We start from the raw sequence: 5,958 nt of genomic DNA, 5'->3' as shown, positions 1-5,958 counted from the left end.
AGGACCTGACCGAGGTCGAGTACCTGTACTGGGTCGGCTGCGCGGGCGCCCTGGAGGACCGGGCCAAGAAGACCACCAAGGCCTTCGCCGAGCTGCTACACATCGCGGGCGTCAACTTCGCGATCATGGGCGGCGACGAGAAGTGCACCGGCGACTCACCCCGGCGGCTGGGCAACGAGTTCCTCTTCCAGCAGCTCGGCGAGGAGAACGTCGCCACGCTGAACGCCGCCTTCGGTGAGGACGCTGCGTCTGACAGCGGCTCCGCCGCGGGGGAAGGCATGACGGTCGAGAAGTCGAAGAAGAAGATCGTGGCGACCTGCCCGCACTGCTTCAACACCCTCGCCAACGAGTACCCCCAGCTGGGCGGCCACTACGAGGTCATCCACCACACCCAGCTGCTCCAGCACCTCATCGACGAGGGGAAGCTGGTTCCGGTCACCCCCGTCGAGGGTCTGATCACCTATCACGACCCCTGCTACCTGGGCCGCCACAACAAGGTCTACACGCCACCGCGCGAGATCATCGGCAAGGTCCCCGGGCTGCGGAACGAGGAGATGCACCGCCACAAGGAGCGCGGCTTCTGCTGCGGCGCGGGCGGCGCCCGGATGTGGATGGAAGAGCGCATCGGCAAGCGCGTCAACAACGAACGTGTGGACGAGGCCCTGGCCCTCGACCCGGACATCGTCTCCACCGCCTGCCCCTTCTGCCTCGTCATGCTGACGGACTCGGTCAACGGCAAGAAGAACGACGGCAAGGCCAAGGAGGAGCTGCGCGTCGTGGACGTGGCTCAGCTGCTGCTGGACTCCGTACGGACGCCGGGCGAGCCCTCGGCGGAGGGGGAGCCGGAGGAGGCGCCGGAGCCGGAGCCGGCGACGTAGGTGACTACGCAGCCAACCGCCGAGGCGGAACGGAGCGTGGTCCGGTACGACAATCTACGTTCGAATTCGGTCACATCACATTCCACACAGGTCAATCCCCTTCGGGGGATACCCATCGGGCAGCCCGCCGCCTAGCCTCCTGACCAGGGTGAGCGGAAGCGCTGTGATGAGGGAGGCAGCCCCCGATGCGGCAGGTGCGGGACGGCGGTGAGCCGGCGGCGGACGGCCGGCCCGTCCCCGCGCCCATCGTCGGGGGGACGGGGGGATGTTGACCAACGAGCGCCTGTGCCGACTGCACTTCACTTCCCGGGACCTCCCCCGCATCCGGATCGAGGTCGAGGAGTGCGCGGCCTCGGCGGGCCTCGGGGAGCCGCGCCGGGGCGAGTTCGTGGTCGCGGTCGACGCCGTCGCCACCAACGCGGTCGAGCACGCGGGCGGCACGGGCCGGCTGCTGTTGCGCCACCTCGCGGGCGAGCTGGAGTGCCAGGTGGAGGACACGGGCCCGGGCTTCTCGGAGGACGTCATCCCCGAGCTGGCGCCCGGCGTCGCCGGAGCCACGGAGGGGCGCGGACTGTGGCTCGCCCGGCTGGTCACCGACCGGCTCTCCGTCGAGCCGGCCGACGGCCCGGGGTCCGGCGCGGTGGTGACCTTCGCTGTCCGGCTGCCCGGCGGCTGAGCGGCCGCAGCCTGACCGGCCGACTGGCCGATGCGTCAACTTCCGGCAGTCCGGGCGTGGTTGACGACCCCATAACCATCGATACGCCCGGGAACCATTCTGGGCTCAGACATGTCTTCGATGTCCCGGGTCGTCCCGGACCACTGTCCCGCCTTCCCGGCCAACAGCCCGGGCAGGGCCGCCTGTTCGTTCGTACCGTTTCGGAGGATTCGTGCGCAGACACACCCGCACCATGAGCGCCGTCGCCGTCGCCCTCGGCGCCGCGGTGGCCGGTACCCTCGCCTGCAGCGCGGGCGCGGCCGAGCCGGGAGACACCGGCAGCGGTGGAGAGAGACCCGCGCAGGCGCGGTCCGCCGCCGCCCAGGCCCAGCAGATACGGGAGGACTTCAACGGCGACGGCTACAACGACCTCGCCGTCGGCGCCCCCGGCAACGCGGACTTCACCGGCTATCTCAGCATCGTCTACGGCTCCGCGAGCGGCCTCGACCCGGCCACCCGTACGGTCATCGACCAGAACACCCCCGGCGTCCCGGACACCGCCGAGCCCGGTGACTACTTCGGGGACACCCTGGCCGCCCGCGACCTGGACGGTGACGGCATCACCGACCTCGCGGTGCTGAGCCGGGGCGAGACGACCGAGGCACCGCGCGGCGAGGGCAGCGTGACCCTGCTATGGGGCGCGAAGGCCGGGCTGAGCGGCAAGGACGCGGCCCTTCTCCGCCCCGGCCAGGGCGAGCAGGTCTTCGGCCTCGGCTCGAACCTGACCGGCGGCGACTTCAACGGCGACGGCGACCAGGACCTGCTGATGTGGCGCGGCGGCGACGGCGGCCACAGCGTGCTGCGCGGCCCGTTCACCCGCACCGGCACATGGGCCGGAGAGCAGAAGGTGGAGCTGACCCAGGGCGACAGCGAGGTCATGAGCGTGGTGGCGGGTGACGTCACCGGCGACGGCGCCGACGACCTCGCGGTGCTGGAGTCCATGGAGGAGATGGCGCGGCCGGGCGATTTCTTCACGGGCGGCAAGAACGGTCTGCGCCACAGCTCCACCCTCCCCCACGGCGCGACCGGAGCCATCGGCGACTTCGACAAGGACGGCTACGGCGACCTGGCCTACCGCGCGGTGCCCGGCGGCGTCGTCGAGAACCTGCCCTACGACTCCGGCACCGTGAAGGTCCGCTACGGCACGGCGAGCGGCCCGGGCCAGCGGACCGCGACCTTCACCCAGGCCACTCCGGGGGTGCCGGGCGCGAACGAGAAGGCCGACCAGTTCGGCGGCACCCTCGCGGCCGGTGACGTCACCGGCGACGGCTACGCCGACCTCGCGGCCGGCGTCCCCTTCGAGGCGATCGGCGACAAGAAGGAAGCGGGCTCCTTCGTGCTGCTCAAGGGCGGCGCCAAGGGCCTGACCGGCACCGGCGCGCAGGCGATGAGCCAGGACTTCGCCGCCGTACCCGGTGTCGCGGAGGCGTCCGACCGCTTCGGCGGCGCCGTGCGGCTGCTCGACTTCGGCAAGGACGCCAAGGCCGACCTGGCCGTCTCCGCACCGGGCGAGAACGAGAAGAACGGCGCCGCGTGGTATTTCCCCGGCGGCGCCAAGGGCCTGACCACCAGCGGCGTACGCTCCTTCGCCCCGGGCGACGTGGGGGCACCCGCCGCGGCGGCGGGCTTCGGCCGGACCTTCGGCGGCTCGGTGTACGCCCCGCTGTGGGGGCAGGACTTCTAGGGCCCCTCCCGAGCCCTTCGGGTTGTACCGGATCGGCCACAATGCCGGGCCCGATCTCCCGGGCCCGGCATTGTCGGCGCCCGGGCAAGGTACGTTCGAAGGCGTGGCTGGTTTCAGGATGGGACGTGGCCGGGGTTCCCGGTCCGCACAGCAGCAAGGTCAGCAAGGTCAGTACCGCGCACCGCAGGCGCCGGGTCGCGCCGCGCCGGGCGCCGGCGGCGGCGCGTACGGACAGCGCCCGCCGGGGCAGCAGTGGCCGCCGATGAGAGGCGGCCGTGGAGAACCCGAATACCTGGGGGACCCGCACGGCCAGCACCCGCCGTACGGGCCCGGCCCCCGCGCCGCCGGATACCGGCCGGGACCCGGGCACGGTCAGGGCCCGCCGGCCGACCCGTACGCCGACAACCCCGGCGGCACCCGGTCCTTCACCGTCCCCGACCACCCCTACGGGCACCCGGACGACGGCTACGGGCAGGGCTACTGGCAGGGCCGTCCCAGCGGGCCGCCCCCCGGGCCCCGGCTGCACTGGAAGGACCTGCTCAGCGGCATCGTCTTTCGCCCCAGCGCCACCTTCTGGCAGATGCGCGACCACGCCGTGTGGGCCCCGGCGATCATCATCACCTTCCTCTACGGGCTGCTCGCGATCTTCGGCCTGGCCGAGGCCCGCGAAGAGGTCATCAACGCCACCCTCTCCAGCGCGATCCCCTACGTCCTGACCACCGGTGTCGCGGTCGTCCTCGCAGGCCTCATCCTGGGCGCCGTGACGCACACGCTGGCCCGCCAGTTCGGGGGCGCCGGCGCGTGGGCGCCGACGATCGGCCTGTCGATGCTGATCATGTCCCTGACGGACGCCCCGCGCCTGCTCGTCGCCATCTTCCTGGGCGGCACGGCACCCGCCGTACAGGTGCTGGGGTGGGTGACCTGGGTCGCGGCGGGCGCGCTCTTCACGTCGATGGTCAGCCGCTCGCACGACCTGCCCTGGCCGCGGGCGCTCGGCGCCTCCGCGGTCCAGCTGGTCGCGCTGCTGGTGCTGATGAAGCTCGGCACGTTCTAGCTCGTTCCAACTCGGCACGCTGTAGGACGCGGCCCCGTACCCCGCTCGCCGCCTGCCGGCCGGTCACCCCCTGCGGGGCCGGCCGGCAGCGGTGTCATCCCGCTGCTCCTCCGCGCTTTCGTGCGGGTCACCCGGGTGGAACGCCTCGTACTCATGCTCCGCGATGTCATGCGCATGGTGCACATTGATCACATGAATGACCAGTGCTCCCACCGCGATCATCGCCAGGATCACGCCGACAGTGACGAGAATGTCCATCGCTGCCACCCCTCAGAGCCCGCAACCGGCTCGAACCACGGGGCCCGCACTCACAGTTCGCCGAGAACGACGCCCCCGTGGAAGCCGGTGTACGACGTAGTCTCAGTAACCTCAGTATTTTCAGCCTACTCCTGATAGACCGGCGTCGCGGCTGGTGACAGGGGTAGCTGAGGGCGGGAGGGGGAGAACGCATGACAGAGGTGTTCCTGCGGCGGTTGAGCCGGTGGCAGGCGGATCAGCAACGGGAGGCCGTGGCCGACCTGTACGTCGAGGCGTACCGGGGAGCGGCCGACGAAGAGTTCCATGACCGGCAGGAGTACCTGAGGCAGCTGGGCGAGCACATGCAGCGTCCCGGCTTCGAAATGGTGATCGCGAGCGCCGCCGGTCTGGTGGCGGGCAGCGTCTACGGCTTCCGCGCCGACCGTACGGGCGATTACTGGCAGGGCCTCGACGGCGAACTCCCCAGCGAGATGGCGGAACTCACCGCTGCCGGCCGGGTGTTCATGATGGTCGAGCTGATGGTCCGCCCGTCCTTCCGGCGCGGCCGCGTCGCGACGCGGCTCCAGGAACAGCTGCTCACCCGCTCCGACAGCGGCTTGGCGGTCGTCCTGATAAACCAGGAGAACGCCACCGCCCGCGACGCGCTCCAGACCTGGAGCTGGCAGAGCCTCGGCAAGATCACTCCCGCCTCGGGCGGCCCGCCGCTCGAGGCGTGGACGCGCCGTATCCCCAGGTAACGGCCTTTCCTTACGGAATTCAGGACCCGTTACGGCGGGAGTAAACTGGACACATCGGGCCATTTATGTATTTTTGGCTGCCGGACCGCGGTGTCCCCCGGCCATCTTGTCGCCCCCCGGGGGGAGGCGGATAGGCGGTAACCATGAGGGTTGAACCACACATCTCAGAGGTGATCGAGCCGAATATTCCGGACGTGGACGCTTCCGCGCTGAACGCGCTCCATCTCCCGGTCGAGCCGGGCCTGTTGGCGCTCAGGCTGCAGGCGGCGCCTTCGCGGGAAGGGCTTTTCGACGGCGCCTGGTGGCCGCATTCGCGCAACATCCACGCGGAGCTCCCCGGCCTGATAGCCGTGATGACGGAACATCTGGGGACGATCGCGCGGGTCGGCCTGGACGCCGACGCCTGGGACGGTCTCGGGGAGCCGCTGTTCGTGGACGGCAGACTCGTGCACGTCGACTGGTTCCCGGTCGGGGACGACACGGTGATCATCACGCGCGGCGACCTCGACCACTTCTCGCTGCTCGCGATCCCGCCCGAGGCGAGCACCGACGAAGCGCACGCCGCGATGACCATGGCCACGCACATCGGCAACACCGAATCCGGCCAGCAGATCCTGGTGGCGACCGGCATC

At 70.9% G+C, this 5,958-nt stretch carries 7 protein-coding genes; 6 read left to right on the top strand and 1 reads right to left on the bottom strand.

Translation table 11 applies throughout. The features are described 5' to 3' along the window. From ACRDP3_RS05045 to ACRDP3_RS05030, 4 genes are all read left to right on the top strand, one after another. Window positions 1-878, top strand: an 878-nt coding sequence (locus tag ACRDP3_RS05045) for a (Fe-S)-binding protein (RefSeq protein WP_431515591.1), incomplete at its 5' end; no start/stop codon positions are given. A gap of 265 nt (window positions 879-1,143) precedes the next feature. Next, window positions 1,144-1,554 carry an ATP-binding protein gene (locus ACRDP3_RS05040; protein WP_431515590.1) on the top strand — a complete coding sequence of 137 codons (411 nt, stop codon included), beginning with the start codon at window positions 1,144-1,146 and terminating at the stop codon, window positions 1,552-1,554. A 232-nt stretch (window positions 1,555-1,786) separates the two neighbouring features. Next, window positions 1,787-3,277, top strand: coding sequence for an FG-GAP-like repeat-containing protein (locus ACRDP3_RS05035; protein WP_431515589.1), 1,491 nt, complete (start codon window positions 1,787-1,789; stop codon window positions 3,275-3,277). Window positions 3,278-3,299: 22 nt separating this feature from the next. Beyond that, complete coding sequence (locus ACRDP3_RS05030; RefSeq protein WP_431515588.1) at window positions 3,300-4,331, top strand: Yip1 family protein; 1,032 nt, start codon at window positions 3,300-3,302, stop codon at window positions 4,329-4,331. 63 nt (window positions 4,332-4,394) lie between these two features. Here the strand turns inward: ACRDP3_RS05030 and ACRDP3_RS05025 are convergent, their stop codons facing one another. Next, window positions 4,395-4,589 (bottom strand): hypothetical protein, encoded by a 195-nt coding sequence (locus tag ACRDP3_RS05025; protein ID WP_431515587.1) that lies wholly within the window; start codon window positions 4,587-4,589, stop codon window positions 4,395-4,397. 191 nt (window positions 4,590-4,780) lie between these two features. Here ACRDP3_RS05025 and ACRDP3_RS05020 point away from each other — a divergent pair, with 191 nt between their 5' ends. Together ACRDP3_RS05020 and ACRDP3_RS05015 are read left to right on the top strand one after the other, a co-directional pair. Then, window positions 4,781-5,326: a GNAT family N-acetyltransferase gene (locus tag ACRDP3_RS05020; protein WP_431515586.1), complete on the top strand. Its 546-nt coding sequence runs from the start codon at window positions 4,781-4,783 to the stop codon at window positions 5,324-5,326. Window positions 5,327-5,469: 143 nt separating this feature from the next. Next, window positions 5,470-5,958: DUF5994 family protein (locus tag ACRDP3_RS05015; RefSeq protein WP_431515585.1), on the top strand; the 489-nt coding region annotated here is incomplete at its 3' end.

The sequence above is a fragment of the Streptomyces sp. genome (assembly GCF_050698815.1).
Taxonomy (GTDB): domain Bacteria; phylum Actinomycetota; class Actinomycetes; order Streptomycetales; family Streptomycetaceae; genus Streptomyces.
The sequence above is the reverse complement of the archived record's forward strand: the minus strand, read 5'-3'. Positions and strand labels throughout refer to the sequence as shown.

What these genes read in the sequence shown, in the direction of transcription:
- ACRDP3_RS05035 (WP_431515589.1), top strand. Translation starts at nt 1,787, where the DNA reads ATGAGCGCCGTCGCCGTCGCCCTCGGCGCCGCGGTGGCCGGTACCCTC.
- ACRDP3_RS05025 (WP_431515587.1), bottom strand. Translation starts at nt 4,589, where the DNA reads ATGGACATTCTCGTCACTGTCGGCGTGATCCTGGCGATGATCGCGGTG.
- ACRDP3_RS05040 (WP_431515590.1), top strand. Translation starts at nt 1,144, where the DNA reads ATGTTGACCAACGAGCGCCTGTGCCGACTGCACTTCACTTCCCGGGAC.
- ACRDP3_RS05020 (WP_431515586.1), top strand. Translation starts at nt 4,781, where the DNA reads ATGACAGAGGTGTTCCTGCGGCGGTTGAGCCGGTGGCAGGCGGATCAG.